Origin of the sequence: Siccibacter colletis, assembly GCF_025914095.1 — a bacterium.
Taxonomy (GTDB): domain Bacteria; phylum Pseudomonadota; class Gammaproteobacteria; order Enterobacterales; family Enterobacteriaceae; genus Siccibacter; species Siccibacter colletis.
In genome coordinates this window covers 3,987,646-4,003,337 of sequence record NZ_CP074352.1, presented here as the reverse complement: position 1 = coordinate 4,003,337, position 15,692 = coordinate 3,987,646, and the positions used below count along the sequence as shown (strand labels likewise).

Below are 15,692 nucleotides of genomic sequence, written 5' to 3'. Positions count from 1 at the left end.
GGCTATACTACCACGCTCTTTTTCCCCGTCGTACTTCTGTACCGCCTGAGGGGGACACGCCATTTTCTGACCTTCATCGAGCGACCTTATGCGTTTAAATCCTGGCCAACAACAAGCCGTCGAATTTGTCACCGGACCCTGCCTGGTCCTGGCGGGTGCTGGCTCGGGTAAAACCCGTGTGATCACCAATAAAATCGCCCACCTGATCCGCGGCTGCGGTTATCAGGCGCGTCATATCGCGGCGGTCACCTTTACCAATAAGGCGGCACGCGAGATGAAAGAGCGTGTCGGGCAGACCCTGGGGCGCAAAGAGGCGCGCGGGCTGATGATCTCTACTTTCCATACCCTGGGGCTGGAAATCATTAAGCGTGAGTTCGTCGCGCTCGGGATGAAATCCAACTTCTCGCTGTTTGACGACACCGACCAGCTGGGGCTGATCAAAGAGCTGACCGAAGGCATTATTGAAAACGATAAGGTGCTGTACCAGCAGCTGCTTTCGACCATTTCCAACTGGAAAAATGATCTGCTGACGCCGGCACAGGCCGCCGCGCAGGCGAAAGGCGAGCGCGACCGCATTTTTGCCCACTGCTATAGCCTGTACGATGCGCACCTGAAAGCCTGTAACGTGCTCGATTTTGATGATCTGATTGCGCTGCCCACGCTGCTGCTTCAGCGCAATGAAGAGGTGCGCGAGCGCTGGCAGAACCGCATTCGCTATCTGCTGGTGGACGAATATCAGGATACCAACACCAGCCAGTATGAGATGGTAAAGCTGCTGGTGGGTAACCGGGCGCGCTTTACCGTGGTAGGCGATGATGACCAGTCGATTTATTCCTGGCGCGGCGCTCGTCCGCAGAACCTGGTGCTGCTCAACCAGGATTTCCCGGCGCTGCAGGTCATCAAGCTGGAGCAAAACTACCGCTCCTCTGGCCGCATTCTGAAAGCGGCAAATATCCTGATCGCCAACAACCCCCACGTGTTCGAAAAACGGCTGTTCTCCGAGCTGGGTTACGGGTCAGTGCTGAAGGTGCTCACCGCTAATCACGAAGAGCACGAGGCGGAGCGCGTGACCGGCGAGCTGATCGCCCACCATTTCATCAATAAAACCCAGTACAAGGATTACGCCATCCTGTACCGCGGCAACCACCAGTCGCGGGTATTTGAAAAATTCCTGATGCAGAACCGCATCCCGTATCGTATCTCGGGTGGCACCTCATTCTTCTCGCGTCCGGAGATTAAGGATCTGCTCGCCTATCTGCGCGTGCTGACCAACCCGGATGACGACAGCGCCTTTTTGCGCATCGTTAATACGCCGAAACGTGAGATTGGCCCGGCGACGCTACAGAAGCTGGGCGAATGGGCGATGCAGCGTAACAAAGGTCTGTTTGCCGCCAGCTTCGATATGGGGCTGAGCCAGACGCTGACCGGACGGGGTTATGAGTCCCTGACGCGCTTCACCCACTGGCTGGGTGAAATCGCCCGCCTGGCGGAGCGTGAGCCGGTAGCGGCGGTGCGGGATCTGATCCGCGGCATCGACTACGAATCCTGGCTCTACGAAACGTCGCCCAGCCCGAAAGCGGCCGAAATGCGTATGAAGAACGTCAATCAGCTGTTCAGCTGGATGACGGAAATGCTGGAAGGCAGCGATCTCGACGAACCGATGACGCTGACCCAGGTGGTCACGCGCTTCACGCTGCGCGATATGATGGAGCGCGGTGAAAACGAGGAAGAGCTGGATCAGGTTCAGCTGATGACGCTTCACGCGTCAAAAGGCCTGGAGTTTCCGTATGTTTTCCTCGTCGGCATGGAAGAGGGGCTGTTGCCGCACCAGAGCAGCATCGACGAAGACAACATTGAGGAAGAGCGTCGTCTGGCCTACGTGGGCATCACCCGTGCGCAGAAGGAGCTGTTCTTCACGCTGTGCAAAGAGCGTCGTCAGTACGGCGAGCTGGTACGTCCGGAGCCGAGCCGTTTTCTGCTGGAGCTGCCGCAGGACGATCTGGAGTGGGAAACCGAACGCAAAGTGGTGTCGGCCGAGGAGCGAATGCATAAAGGGCAGGCTAACGTTGCCAATATCCGGGCGATGCTGGCGAAGGCGCGCGATAAAAGCGCCTGACCGAAGTAACGAATGAAACAGTGATAAGCGGCATGCCAGGACGGCGTGCCGTTTTTTATTCGACGTCTAACTGCCAGTGAACGTAGCTCTGCCACAGAGTTTCCTGTAGCAGCAGCTCTTTACCCAGCGGGTGTGCAGCCATCCAGCCTGCGGGCAGCGTCAGGTGCAGCGTGTCGCCATCGGCGTTCAGATCCACTACCGGCAGCGTATCGTCGCGACGGCGGTTGGAAAAGAGGATCGCCAGACGCAGCAGGCGGCAGAGTCGTTCGGCAATGCGCGGCGGCACTGCATTCTGCTGATGCAGGGATGAAATATCGATGGTGTTGGTCTGGTTAAGCAGCAGTGTTGCCAGCAGCTTTTTCTGCGCGGGCGTAAAACCCGGCAAATCAAGGTTACGTACCAGCCAGGCGGCATGAACGGGAGCCTGCTTAAAATCAACGCTCAACCCCATTTCATGCAGTTCACAGGCGTTTTGCAGCATTTCACAGCTAAATTCGTCCAGTTCCCAGGGCTGCTCAACGCTATCAGCAAATTGTGAAGCAAGTCGGGCAACGCGATTTGCCTGTTGCGTGTCGACCATAAAGCGATGCTGAACATTACGCAGGGTGCGGGTACGAATGTCCTGATCTACCGCCAGGTGCAGCATGCCATAGACCAGCCCTTCACGTAATGCACCGCCAGCCAGGGTCATACAGGAAATTTCCAGCTCGGTAAAAATGGCGATGAGAATAGCCAGGCCGCTGGGGAAAACCAGCGCGCGCTCAAGGGTTAAACCCTCGATCTCCAGCTCTTCCAGACGCCCGCACTGGATAGCGCGCTGTTTCAGCTGTTGTAGCTTGGCAAGCGTAATACGCTCATCCATGCCCTGCGCCATCATGATTTCCTGCAGCGCCTGTACGGTTCCTGACGCCCCCACGCACGCTTCCCAGCCGTGGCGACGCAGCTCGTCAGCAACCGGACGAATAACATCACGCGCAGCCTGCTCAGCAGCGGCAAAGTTTTCCTGGGCAAGATGACGATCGGTAAAGAAGCGCTCCAGCCAGGTGACGCAGCCCATCGAAAGGCTAAACAGGGCCGTGGTCTGCGCGCCGTTACCGGTTACCAGCTCAGTACTGGCTCCGCCGATGTCGACTACCAGCCGCTTGTCGGAACCACCGGTGGTATGGGCGACGCCCTGATAAATCAGGCGCGCCTCTTCTTCACCGCTGATGACCTGAACCGGGCAGCCAAGGATGGTTTGTGCCTGTTCCAGAAAAACATCGGCATTTACGGCGAGACGCAGCGTAGCCGTGGCGACGACACGAATGTGGGCGGGGGGAATATCCTGAAGACGTTCAGCAAAGAGACGCAGACACTGCCAGCCACGCTCCATCGCTTCCTGAGAAAGATGGTTTTCGTGGTCCAGCCCGGCGGCCAGACGCACTTTGCGTTTAATGCGAGTCAGTGTCTGGATGCTGCCAGCCACTTCGCGTACCACCAGCATATGAAAACTATTCGAACCAAGATCAATAGCGGCGTACAACGAGGCGGAACTGTGCATAGCGTTTTTTAACCTGTGCGGCGACGGTTACGTGGCGGTCCTGAACGGCGCGGGCCATTACCAGAGCGCGGCGGGCGCGACAGGCGTTTCGGCGGCGGTAGCTCGCTCATCAGCGCATCCGGATTGTATTTGCTCACCGGAATTGAGTGGCCAATGTAGGTCTCAATCGCTGGCAGGTTAAGCGCATACTCTTCGCAGGCGAGGCTGATTGAGTGACCGCTTGCCCCGGCACGGCCAGTACGGCCAATGCGGTGCACGTAGTCTTCGCAGTCGTCCGGCAGATCGTAGTTGAACACGTGCGTTACTGCCGGGATATGCAGGCCGCGGGCGGCTACGTCAGTTGCTACCAGAATATCGAGATCGCCGCGGGTGAACTCTTCCAGGATACGCAGGCGTTTTTTCTGCGCCACGTCGCCGGTCAGCAGACCTACGCGATGGCCGTCAGCTGCCAGATGGCCCCAGATATCTTCACAGCGATGCTTAGTGTTCGCGAAGACGATCGCGCGGTCCGGCCACTCTTCTTCAATCAGCGTCTGCAGCAGGCGCATTTTTTCTTCATTAGAAGGGTAGAACAGCTCTTCTTTAATACGGTGCCCGGTTTTTTGCTCCGGTTCGACTTCCACGTATTCGGCGTTGTTCATCTGTTCGAACGCCAGTTCACGCACGCGGTAAGAGAGCGTCGCGGAGAACAGCATGTTCAGACGTTGGGTAACCGGCGGCATACGACGGAACAGCCAGCGAATGTCTTTAATAAAGCCGAGATCGTACATGCGGTCGGCTTCATCCAGCACCACAACCTGGATTGCGCCAAGGTTGATGTGGTTCTGCTTGGTATAATCAATGAGACGGCCAGTGGTGCCGATAAGAATATCGACGCCGCTTTCCAGCACTTTCAACTGCTTATCGTAGCCGTCGCCGCCATAAGCCAGACCGATTTTCAGGCCGGTTGCCTCGGCCAGCGGTTCGGCATCAGCGTGGATCTGAACGGCCAGCTCGCGGGTTGGCGCCATGATCAGGGCGCGCGGTTGGTTCACCTTGCGGTCTTCGGCCGCCGGGTGAGAGAGTAAGTAATGAAACGTTGACGTTAAAAACGCCATCGTTTTGCCGGTGCCGGTTTGCGCCTGCCCCGCAACGTCACGTCCTGCCAGGGTCAGCGGAAGCGCCAGTGCTTGAATGGGCGTGCAGTTATGGAAGCCTTTCTTTTCAAGGGCTTCGATAACTTTTGCGTGCAGGGCGAAGTCGGCAAACTTCTGTTCAGTCAAGTGTGTTTTGCTCATAGTGCGGTAGAATATCAGCTAACTATTGCTTTACGAAAGCTTATCCGTTGAAATAAAGTCAACCTTTTGTTGGTTTGACTGTGCCATATTATGCGGTTTCGTGTTGCTGTTTTAACCAGAACGGCAGGCGTAACGAGATGGTGCACGGGTTACCAGCCTCTATCTTTACCAACAAGCCAGGCTTATTCCTGTGGAGTTAAATATGAGCGATAAAATTATTCACCTGACTGACGACAGTTTCGACACGGACGTACTTAAAGCTGATGGGTTGATTCTCGTTGATTTCTGGGCAGAGTGGTGCGGTCCGTGCAAAATGATCGCCCCGATTCTGGATGAAATCGCTGATGAATATCAGGGCAAACTGACTGTTGCCAAGCTGAACATTGACCAGAACCCAGGCACCGCGCCGAAATACGGCATTCGCGGTATCCCGACTCTGCTGCTGTTCAAAAACGGTGAAGTGGCCGCCACCAAAGTCGGTGCGCTGTCTAAAGGCCAGCTGAAAGAGTTCCTGGACGCTAACCTGGCGTAAGTAATTCTCTCGTCGGTGCGTGCAGCGTTCCTAAATTATGGGGACCGCTGGACGCCCGGCGTCAGTCGTGCTAACTTAACTTTGACTTCGTTGTAAACATATCTTGTAGTTTGAATCTTGTTTTAGCCGAGACTTCTACCGTCATACCATCAGCGCCTCTGCTGATAAGGCAGAAGTAAGATTCCTGGCTCATCACTCAATCCGTTTTGTCGTTTCAGTTCTGCGTTTTTCCAATGACCAGGCAGCGCAAGGCATGAGCAGATGACCGTTAAACAGGCATGGATGACCCTGCCATACCATTCACATGAATTAGTTCGAGATTTACCCCGAGTTAAAGAACCCACCATTATGAATCTTACCGAATTGAAGAATACGCCGGTTTCTGAGCTGATCACTCTCGGCGAAAATATGGGGCTGGAAAACCTGGCCCGTATGCGCAAACAGGACATCATTTTTGCCATCCTGAAGCAGCACGCGAAGAGTGGCGAAGATATCTTTGGCGACGGTGTGCTGGAGATACTGCAGGATGGATTTGGTTTCCTCCGCTCCGCAGACAGCTCCTACCTCGCCGGTCCCGACGACATCTACGTTTCTCCCAGCCAAATCCGCCGCTTCAACCTCCGCACAGGGGACACTATCTCCGGTAAGATTCGCCCGCCTAAAGAAGGCGAACGTTATTTTGCGCTGCTGAAAGTTAATGAAGTTAACTACGACAAACCTGAGAACGCGCGTAACAAGATTCTGTTCGAAAACCTAACCCCGCTGCACGCAAACTCACGTCTGCGTATGGAACGTGGTAACGGTTCAACAGAAGACCTGACGGCTCGCGTTCTGGATCTGGCATCGCCGATCGGTCGTGGTCAGCGTGGTCTCATTGTCGCGCCGCCAAAAGCGGGTAAAACGATGCTGCTGCAGAACATCGCGCAGAGCATCGCTTACAACCATCCGGACTGCGTGCTGATGGTGTTGCTGATCGACGAACGTCCGGAAGAAGTTACCGAGATGCAGCGTCTGGTGAAGGGCGAAGTGGTTGCGTCTACCTTTGACGAGCCGGCTTCCCGCCACGTTCAGGTTGCTGAGATGGTGATCGAGAAGGCCAAGCGCCTGGTTGAGCACAAAAAAGACGTTATCATTCTGCTCGACTCCATCACGCGTCTGGCGCGTGCCTACAACACCGTGGTACCGGCCTCCGGTAAAGTCCTGACCGGTGGTGTGGACGCCAACGCCCTGCATCGTCCGAAACGCTTCTTCGGTGCGGCACGTAACGTCGAAGAGGGCGGTAGCCTGACCATCATCGCGACAGCGCTGATTGATACCGGTTCTAAGATGGACGAAGTGATCTACGAAGAGTTTAAAGGCACCGGTAACATGGAGCTTCACCTCTCGCGTAAAATCGCAGAAAAACGCGTCTTCCCGGCTATCGACTACAACCGTTCCGGTACCCGTAAAGAAGAGCTGCTCACCACTCAGGAAGAGCTGCAGAAAATGTGGATCCTGCGCAAAATCATTCATCCAATGGGTGAAATCGACGCGATGGAGTTCCTTATTAATAAGTTGGCCATGACCAAGACCAACGACGAGTTTTTTGACATGATGAAACGCTCGTAATATAAAGAAACTCGGGGAACGCCACGCTTTGACGTGGCGTTTTTCGTTTTAGAATATACGCTATAGATCTGAGGCAGTACGGTTTCGGCATTATGGCGATGGACTGCCAGGTAACAGAATTTTTGTTACTTCTAATTGATTGAATGATAAACAAACTGTTCATGGATGAGAGATGATGACCCTTCTGGAAGAAGGGCTTCATAGTTATACTTCACCGGGACATACCTTTTCCAGAGAGCGCGCATTGTGAATTTACTCACTGCTGGTACTGAGTTAATTGGTATCTTTCTGTTCACAACCCTGTTTCTTTTTTTCGCCCGTAAAGTGGCAAAAAGAATTGGTTTAGTCGATAAACCAAATTTCAGAAAACGTCATCAGGGCCTTATTCCGCTGGTCGGTGGGATCTCCGTTTTTGCCGGTATTTGCTTCACCTTTGCTATTGCCGACTACTATATTCCCCACGCCACACTTTATCTGATGTGTGCCGGTGTGCTGGTGCTTGTCGGCGCGCTGGACGATCGCTACGACATCAGCGTGAAAATTCGCGCAACGGTACAGGCCGGGATCGGCGTCGTCATGATGGCGGTGGGTGGGCTATACCTGAAAAGCCTCGGCTATATTCTTGGCCCATGGGAGATGGTATTAGGCCCGTTCGGTTACTTCCTGACGCTGTTTGCCGTGTGGGCCGCTATCAACGCTTTCAACATGGTGGATGGTATCGATGGCCTGTTAGGGGGGCTTTCCTGCGTTACCTTCGGCGCGATGGGCATGATCCTCTGGTTTGACGGGCAGCAAAGCCTGTCAATGTGGAGCTTTGCCATGATTGCCGCCATTCTTCCTTATATCCTCCTGAATCTCGGCGCGCTCGGGCGGCGCTATAAAGTCTTTATGGGTGATGCCGGCAGTACGCTCATCGGCTTTACCGTCATCTGGATCCTGCTCGAAACTACCCAGGGTAAAACGCATCCCATCAGCCCGGTCACGGCGCTATGGCTTATCGCCATTCCGCTGATGGACATGATCGCCATCATGTATCGTCGTCTGCGTAAAGGAATGAGCCCCTTCTCCCCTGACCGTCAGCATATCCATCACTTGATTATGCGAGCCGGATTCACGTCTCGACAGGCTTTTGTGTTAATTACGCTCGCTGCCGCTATTCTTGCAGGAATTGGCGTGGCGGCAGAATATTCAGGAGTTGTGCCGGAATGGGTAATGTTGGCACTGTTCTTGCTAGCTTTTCTGCTGTATGGCTGGTGCATCAAGCGTGCATGGAAAGTGGCTCGTTTCATCAAACGCGTAAAACGCCGCATGCGCCGTAACAGCACTAAAAAACCAACCTTAACCAAATAACACCTGGGGAAGTGATGAAACAACAATTGCCAGGCGCACAACCGGCTGCAGTAGATAACGAACTGGATATTCGAGGCTTGTTTCGCACGTTGTGGGCAGGAAAGTTCTGGATAGCAGGTGTTGCCGTGCTGTTTGCATTAATTGCGCTCGTTTACACCTTCCTCGCGAAGCAGGAGTGGAGTTCAACTGCAATTACCGATCGCCCAACGGTGAACATGCTGGGCGGTTACTATTCGCAGCAGCAGTTCCTGCGCAATCTTGACGTTAAAGCAGAGCTGGCGCCCATCGATCAGCCTTCGGTCATGGATGAAGCGTATAAAGAATTCATCATGCAGCTCTCAGCGTGGGACACTCGCCGCGATTTCTGGTCGCAAACTGATTACTACAAACAACGCAAAGTCGGGAACAATAAGGCGGATGCCGCGCTGCTTGATGAGCTGATTGATAATATTCAGTTCACTCCAGGTGACGTAACGCGCAGCATGAATGACAACGTCAGGCTGATTGCAGAAACTGCCGCTGACGCTAATAACCTGCTACGACAATACGTCGCATTCGCCAGCGAACGTGCCGCTAACCATCTTAATGATGAGCTGAAAGGTGCCTGGGCTGCCCGTACTATCCAGATGAAAGCGCAGGTTAAACGCCAGGAGGCGGTGGCAAAGGCGATCTACGATCGTAAAGTGCACAGCATCCAGCAGGGGCTAAAAATCGCCGAGCAGCAAAATATTTCCCGTAGCGCGACTGACACCCCTGCGGAAGAACTGCCGGATTCGGAACTCTTTATGCTGGGCCGTCCGCTGCTGCAGGCACGTCTGGAAAATCTTCAGGCTGTCGGCCCATCTTTCGATATCGATTACGATCAAAATCGCGCGATGCTTTCGACGCTCAACGTCGGACCTACGCTCGATCCCCGTTTTCAGACCTACCGTTATCTGCGTACACCGGAAGAACCGGTTAAACGCGACAGTCCCCGCCGGGCTTTCCTGATGATTATGTGGGGAACAGTCGGGGCGCTGATTGGTGCTGGTGTAGCGCTGACTCGCCGGCGACCTGCGTAACAACGCTGTCTTAAGATGAAGGCGGGAGCGCCTGCCTTCATCATCTAACTAAAGAGAAACGTTGTGAAAGTACTTACCGTTTTTGGCACGCGCCCTGAAGCCATCAAAATGGCTCCGCTGGTACATGCTCTGGCTGAAGATGCGTTCTTCGACGCCCGGGTTTGTGTCACTGCTCAGCATCGCGAGATGCTGGATCAGGTACTGCATCTTTTTTCTATCGTGCCTGACTACGACCTCAATATCATGAAACCTGGGCAGGGGCTGACAGAAATTACCTGTCGCATCCTGGAAGGATTGAAACCAATCCTGGAAGAGTTTAAGCCGGACGTGGTACTGGTCCATGGCGATACCACGACCACCATCGCTACCAGCCTGGCCGCGTTCTATCAACGCATTCCGGTGGGCCACGTCGAAGCCGGGCTGCGTACGGGCGATCTCTATTCGCCGTGGCCTGAAGAGGCGAACCGCACGCTGACCGGGCATCTGGCAATGTACCATTTTGCCCCCACGGAAAATTCGCGGCAGAACCTGCTCAAAGAGAACGTCGCCGATAAACACATTTTCGTTACTGGCAATACCGTTATTGATGCCCTGATTGCGGTGCGCAACCGGGTTCTGGCCGACGACTCGCTGAAAACGCAGCTTGCCGAGCGCTACCCCTTCCTGTCCAGCGACAAGAAACTGATTCTTGTGACCGGACATCGACGCGAAAGCTTTGGCCGCGGCTTCGAGCAGATTTGTCATGCTCTGGCGGAAGTGGCCGCGAATAACAGCGACGTGCAGATTGTTTATCCGGTACACCTCAATCCCAACGTCAGTGAGCCGGTAAACCGCATTCTTGGACACGTCGATAACGTCACCCTGATCGAGCCTCAGGATTACCTGCCGTTTGTCTGGTTGATGAATCATGCCTGGCTGATCCTCACTGACTCCGGCGGGATTCAGGAGGAAGCGCCATCGCTCGGTAAACCGGTACTGGTAATGCGCGATACCACTGAACGTCCGGAAGCGGTAAAAGCGGGTACGGTACGCCTGGTAGGCACCGACAGCGCACGCATTGTCGCTGAGGTAAACCGACTGCTCAGCGATCCACAGGAATATCAGGCAATGAGCCACGCCCATAATCCGTATGGCGACGGGCAGGCTTGTGAACGCATTTTGCACGCACTTAAAAATAATCGGGTAACGCTATGAGTTTTTCGACCATCTCTGTGATTGGCCTGGGGTACATCGGGCTGCCAACCGCGGCAGCATTCGCGTCGCGTCAGAAGAAAGTGGTGGGCATTGATATCAACCAGCATGCGGTTGACACCATCAACCGTGGTGAAATTCATATTGTCGAACCGGACCTGGATAAGGTTGTTAAAACTGCGGTTGAAGGTGGCTTCCTGACCGCCAGTACCCAGCCCGTAGAAGCTGATGCTTACCTGATTGCCGTTCCGACGCCGTTTAAGGGCGATCATGAACCAGACATGGCGTTTGTTAAATCTGCCGCGGAATCTATCGCGCCGGTGCTGAAGAAGGGCGCGCTGGTTATTCTGGAGTCCACCTCGCCAGTCGGTGCCACGGAACAGATGGCAGAGTGGCTTGCCGCGCTGCGTACCGATCTGAGCTTCCCGCAGCAGGCTGGTGAAGCGGCTGATATCAACGTGGCCTACTGCCCGGAGCGCGTGCTGCCGGGCCAGGTCATGGTTGAGCTGATCAAAAACGACCGCGTGATCGGTGGCATGACCCCGGTCTGCTCCGCGCGCGCCAGTGAGTTGTACAACATTTTCCTTGAAGGCGAGTGCGTAGTAACCAACTCACGTACCGCCGAAATGTGCAAACTGACTGAGAACAGCTTCCGCGATGTGAACATCGCTTTCGCCAATGAGCTGTCGCTCATCTGCGCCGATCAGGGGATTAACGTCTGGGAGCTGATTCGCCTGGCGAACCGTCATCCGCGCGTTAATATTCTCCAGCCCGGCCCGGGTGTGGGTGGTCACTGTATCGCGGTCGATCCGTGGTTCATAGTGGCGCAGAACCCGGACCAGGCGCGCCTTATCCGTACCGCGCGTGAAGTTAACGACCATAAACCGCACTGGGTGCTTAACCAGGTGAAAGCGATGGTTGCTGATTGCCTGACGGCCAGCGGCAAACGCGCCAGCGAAGTGAAAATCGCCTGTTTCGGCCTGGCATTTAAACCCAATATTGATGACCTGCGTGAAAGCCCGGCGATGGAAATCGCAAAGCGCATTGCGAGCTGGCACAGCGGTGAAACCCTGGTGGTCGAGCCGAATATTCATCAGCTTCCGGCTAAACTCGCCGACATCAGCAAACTGGTGGAGCTGACTGAAGCCCTTGAACAAGCAGATGTACTGGTAATGCTGGTGGATCACAGCCAGTTTAAAGCGATCGGCGGTGAACGTATCGAACAGCAATGGATTGTAGACACAAAAGGAGTATGGCGTTGAGAACGATACTCGTCACTGGCGGCGCAGGCTTTATTGGCTCAGCGGTCGTCAGACATATCATCAGTAATACCCAGGATCGCGCGGTGGTGGTGGATAAACTCACCTATGCCGGAAACCTTAATTCATTGACCCCGGTATCCGACAGCGAGCGTTTCACCTTTGAGCAGGTAGATATCTGTGACCGGGCGGCGCTGGATAGCGTCTTTACCCGGTATCAGCCAGACGTGGTAATGCATCTGGCGGCGGAAAGCCATGTGGATCGCTCTATTGACGGTCCGGCAGCGTTCATCGAAACCAACATTGTCGGTACTTATACCCTGCTGGAAGCGGCACGGCAGTACTGGAACGCGCTTGAAGCAGAGAAAAAATCCGCTTTCCGCTTCCACCACATCTCTACCGACGAGGTATTTGGCGATCTGCACGGCACGGATGACTTCTTTACCGAAACCACGCCGTATGCGCCAAGCAGTCCTTACTCGGCTTCGAAAGCCGGGAGTGACCATCTGGTGCGCGCCTGGCTGCGTACCTACGGTCTGCCGACGCTGGTTACCAACTGCTCCAATAACTATGGGCCATATCATTTCCCGGAAAAACTTATTCCGCTGATGATTCTCAATGCGCTTTCCGGGAAGCCGCTGCCGGTCTATGGCAACGGCCAGCAAATCCGTGACTGGCTCTACGTAGAGGATCATGCCCGTGCGCTGTATCTGGTGGCCACCGAAGGGAAGTGCGGTGAAACCTACAATATCGGCGGCCATAACGAGCAGAAAAATCTCGATGTGGTGATGACGCTCTGCGATCTGCTCGAAGAGCTGGTGCCGCAGAAGCCGGCTGGCGTGGCGCACTATCGCGATCTGGTGACCTTCGTTACCGACCGTCCGGGCCACGATCTGCGCTACGCCATTGATGCCTCCAAAATCGAACGCGAACTGGGCTGGCGCCCGGCGGAAACCTTCGAGAGCGGATTGCGTAAAACCGTGCAGTGGTACCTCAATAATGAAGCCTGGTGGAAACAGGTGCTGGATGGCAGCTATCAGGGCGAGCGCCTTGGTCTGAAGGGCTGATACCCGAAGGAGACGCGTATGAAAGGTATTATCCTGGCGGGCGGATCCGGTACCCGCTTACATCCCATTACCCGTGGGGTGTCTAAGCAGCTGCTGCCCATCTACGACAAGCCGATGATCTACTATCCGCTGTCGGTACTGATGCTGGCAGGCATTCGTGAAATCCTGATTATCACTACGCCGGAAGACAAAAGTTCCTACCAGCGTCTGCTCGGCGACGGCTCGGCATTTGGCATTGAGTTGCACTACGCCGAGCAGCCCAGTCCGGATGGGCTGGCGCAGGCCTTTATTATTGGCGAAGCGTTTCTGGCGGGCGAACCGTCCTGCCTGGTGCTGGGCGATAACATCTTTTTTGGTCAATCTTTCAGTCCGAAACTGCGCCATGTCGCATCTCGTCTGGAAGGGGCAACGGTGTTTGGTTACCAGGTGATGGATCCGGAGCGCTTCGGTGTGGTGGAGTTCAACGACAACTTCCAGGCCATCTCGCTGGAAGAGAAGCCAACGCAGCCAAAGTCTAACTGGGCGGTGACTGGCCTCTATTTCTATGACGGTAATGTGGTGGAGTACGCGAAGCGCGTGAAGCCTTCAGCCCGTGGCGAGCTGGAAATTACCGCCATTAATCAGATGTACCTCGACGATGGCAAGCTGACCGTTGAGCTGCTCGGCCGTGGGTTTGCCTGGCTTGATACTGGCACCCACGACAGCCTGATCGAAGCCAGCCAGTTTGTGCAGACCGTTGAAAAACGCCAGGGCTTTAAAATTGCCTGTCTCGAAGAGATTGCCTGGCGTAACGGCTGGCTGAGCGACGAGCAGGTGATGCAGGCCAGCGACGCGCTCAGCAAAACCAGCTATGGCGCCTATCTCAAGGAGCTGCTGCGTGCCCGTCCTCGCCAGTATTGAATCCCTGGAGTGGGAAAACCGCTTTTTTAATATTCACAGCGGTATTGTCCGTTTCTCTGATTCCGCAACGCCGTTAAGCGTGGCGGAATTAGCGCAGTTTCAGCGCGTGCAGGCTAAAGTGCCCGCCTCGCGTACTGACTGGCTGGATGGCCTGCAGCAGCTTGGTTTTCAGCTGGTGGAAGGGGATGTCGATCTCGTGCTGCCGGTTGGCGTGGCTACGCCCGATCCGGGGCTTGATATCGCACTGGAGGCTGATATCCCGGCGCTGCGCCAGCAGGCGGCTACGGTGTTTGCTCAAAGCCGGTTCCGCGCGCCCTGGTATGCGCCAGACGCCAGCGGGCGTTTTTACGCGCAGTGGATTGAGAATGCGGTGCGCGGGCAGTTTGACAATCAATGCCTGGTGGCGCGTGCCAACGATGGCAGCATCCGCGGTTTTGTGTCGATGCGTCAGTTGAATGAGCAGGAAGCGCGTATCGGGCTGCTGGCAGGGCGCGGCGCAGGAGAGACGCTGATGCTGGCGGCGCGCCACTGGTGTGAACAGCGCGCTATCAGCACGCTGCGGGTAGCGACCCAGGCGGGAAATACCGCCGCGTTGCGACGTTATATTCAAAGCGGTGCCACGATTGAGAGCACCGCTTACTGGTTATACAGGTGAAAACATGATCCCTTTTAACGCGCCACCGGTTGTCGGTACCGAAGTTGACTATATGCACTCCGCCATGGGCAGCGGCAAGCTGTGCGGTGATGGTGGCTTTACCCGCCGCTGCCAGCAGTGGATGGAGCAGCGTTTCGGCAGCGCCAAAGTATTACTGACGCCGTCCTGCACCGCCTCGCTGGAGATGGCGGCAATCCTGCTGGATATCCAGCCGGGTGACGAAGTGATCATGCCGAGCTACACCTTTGTATCGACTGCCAACGCCTTTGTGCTGCGCGGCGCGAAGATTGTTTTCGTTGATGTACGCCCGGACACCATGAACATCGATGAAACCCGGATTGAAGCGGCCATCACCGAGAAAACCCGCGCTATTGTCCCGGTCCACTACGCGGGCGTCGCCTGTGAAATGGACACCATTATGGCGATTGCAAAACAGCATAATCTGTTCGTGGTGGAAGATGCGGCGCAGGGCGTGATGTCTACTTATAAAGGCCGTGCGCTGGGTACTATCGGGCACATCGGCTGCTTCAGCTTCCATGAAACCAAGAACTACACCGCGGGCGGGGAAGGGGGAGCCACCCTTATCAACGATCGATCGCTGGTGGAGCGTGCGGAGATCGTGCGTGAGAAGGGGACAAACCGCAGCCAGTTCTTCCGCGGCCAGGTAGACAAATATACCTGGCGCGATATCGGTTCCAGCTATTTGATGTCCGATCTGCAGGCTGCCTATCTCTGGGCGCAGCTGGAAGCCGCTGACCGTATCAACGCGCAGCGTCTGTCGCTATGGCACACCTACTACGACGCGCTGACGCCCCTTGCGAAAGCAGGGCGTATCGAGCTGCCGTCGATTCCCGTTGACTGCCAGCAAAATGCGCACATGTTTTACATCAAGCTGCGCGACGTGGAAGATCGCTCCAACTTTATCGCCTGGCTGAAAGAAGCCGAGATCATGGCGGTATTCCATTACATTCCGCTGCACAGCTGCCCGGCCGGTGAGAAGTTTGGCGAGTTCCACGGCGAAGATCGCTTTACCACCCGCGAAAGCGAGCGTCTGGTACGTCTGCCGCTGTTCTACAATCTGGCAACGGTGGATCAGCGTACCGTGATCAATACCATCCTGAACTACTTCGCCTGAT

The 15,692-nt window shown here is 55.3% G+C and carries 13 protein-coding genes; 11 read left to right on the top strand and 2 right to left on the bottom strand.

Annotation, left to right across the window (positions count from 1 at the left end):
• The first annotated feature begins 88 nt into the window (after positions 1–88).
• Complete coding sequence (gene rep / locus KFZ77_RS19120) at positions 89–2,116, top strand: DNA helicase Rep (protein WP_031523781.1); 2,028 nt, start codon at positions 89–91, stop codon at positions 2,114–2,116.
• A 55-nt stretch (positions 2,117–2,171) separates the two neighbouring features.
• Here rep and gppA read toward each other — a convergent pair whose 3' ends face one another.
• The gene (gppA, locus tag KFZ77_RS19115; protein ID WP_264385081.1) at positions 2,172–3,656 is read right to left on the bottom strand and encodes a guanosine-5'-triphosphate,3'-diphosphate diphosphatase; all 1,485 of its coding nucleotides are present in this window, start codon (positions 3,654–3,656) and stop codon (positions 2,172–2,174) included.
• Between the two features lie 8 nt (positions 3,657–3,664).
• Positions 3,665–4,933, bottom strand: a complete 1,269-nt coding sequence (gene rhlB, locus KFZ77_RS19110; protein ID WP_031523777.1) for an ATP-dependent RNA helicase RhlB — start codon at positions 4,931–4,933, stop codon at positions 3,665–3,667.
• Between the two features lie 202 nt (positions 4,934–5,135).
• On the opposite strand from rhlB, the gene trxA reads away from it, so the two are divergent.
• From trxA to rffA, 10 genes are all read left to right on the top strand, one after another.
• A complete protein-coding gene (gene trxA, locus KFZ77_RS19105) occupies positions 5,136–5,465 on the top strand; it encodes a thioredoxin TrxA (RefSeq protein ID WP_006179218.1) in 330 nt (109 codons plus the stop codon).
• A gap of 348 nt (positions 5,466–5,813) precedes the next feature.
• On the top strand, positions 5,814–7,073 hold the full coding sequence (gene rho / locus KFZ77_RS19100) for a transcription termination factor Rho (RefSeq protein WP_023479599.1): 1,260 nt from the start codon (positions 5,814–5,816) through the stop codon (positions 7,071–7,073).
• A gap of 246 nt (positions 7,074–7,319) precedes the next feature.
• A complete protein-coding gene (wecA, locus tag KFZ77_RS19095) occupies positions 7,320–8,423 on the top strand; it encodes a UDP-N-acetylglucosamine--undecaprenyl-phosphate N-acetylglucosaminephosphotransferase (RefSeq protein WP_031523772.1) in 1,104 nt (367 codons plus the stop codon).
• 14 nt (positions 8,424–8,437) lie between these two features.
• On the top strand, positions 8,438–9,484 hold the full coding sequence (gene wzzE / locus KFZ77_RS19090) for an ECA polysaccharide chain length modulation protein (protein ID WP_031523771.1): 1,047 nt from the start codon (positions 8,438–8,440) through the stop codon (positions 9,482–9,484).
• A gap of 63 nt (positions 9,485–9,547) precedes the next feature.
• Positions 9,548–10,678 (top strand): non-hydrolyzing UDP-N-acetylglucosamine 2-epimerase, encoded by a 1,131-nt coding sequence (wecB, locus tag KFZ77_RS19085; protein ID WP_031523770.1) that lies wholly within the window; start codon positions 9,548–9,550, stop codon positions 10,676–10,678.
• Positions 10,675–11,937: a UDP-N-acetyl-D-mannosamine dehydrogenase gene (gene wecC, locus KFZ77_RS19080; protein WP_264385080.1), complete on the top strand. Its 1,263-nt coding sequence runs from the start codon at positions 10,675–10,677 to the stop codon at positions 11,935–11,937. The genes wecB and wecC overlap by 4 nt, the downstream gene beginning before the upstream one ends.
• On the top strand, positions 11,934–13,001 hold the full coding sequence (rffG, locus tag KFZ77_RS19075; RefSeq protein ID WP_031523768.1) for a dTDP-glucose 4,6-dehydratase: 1,068 nt from the start codon (positions 11,934–11,936) through the stop codon (positions 12,999–13,001). The genes wecC and rffG overlap by 4 nt, the downstream gene beginning before the upstream one ends.
• Positions 13,002–13,019: 18 nt before the next feature.
• Positions 13,020–13,901, top strand: a complete 882-nt coding sequence (gene rfbA / locus KFZ77_RS19070; protein ID WP_031523767.1) for a glucose-1-phosphate thymidylyltransferase RfbA — start codon at positions 13,020–13,022, stop codon at positions 13,899–13,901.
• Positions 13,879–14,556 carry a dTDP-4-amino-4,6-dideoxy-D-galactose acyltransferase gene (rffC, locus tag KFZ77_RS19065; protein ID WP_031523766.1) on the top strand — a complete coding sequence of 226 codons (678 nt, stop codon included), beginning with the start codon at positions 13,879–13,881 and terminating at the stop codon, positions 14,554–14,556. Before rfbA ends, rffC begins: the two co-directional genes overlap by 23 nt.
• A 4-nt stretch (positions 14,557–14,560) precedes the next feature.
• Positions 14,561–15,691 (top strand): dTDP-4-amino-4,6-dideoxygalactose transaminase, encoded by a 1,131-nt coding sequence (gene rffA / locus KFZ77_RS19060; RefSeq protein WP_031523764.1) that lies wholly within the window; start codon positions 14,561–14,563, stop codon positions 15,689–15,691.
• Position 15,692 lies beyond the last annotated feature (1 nt).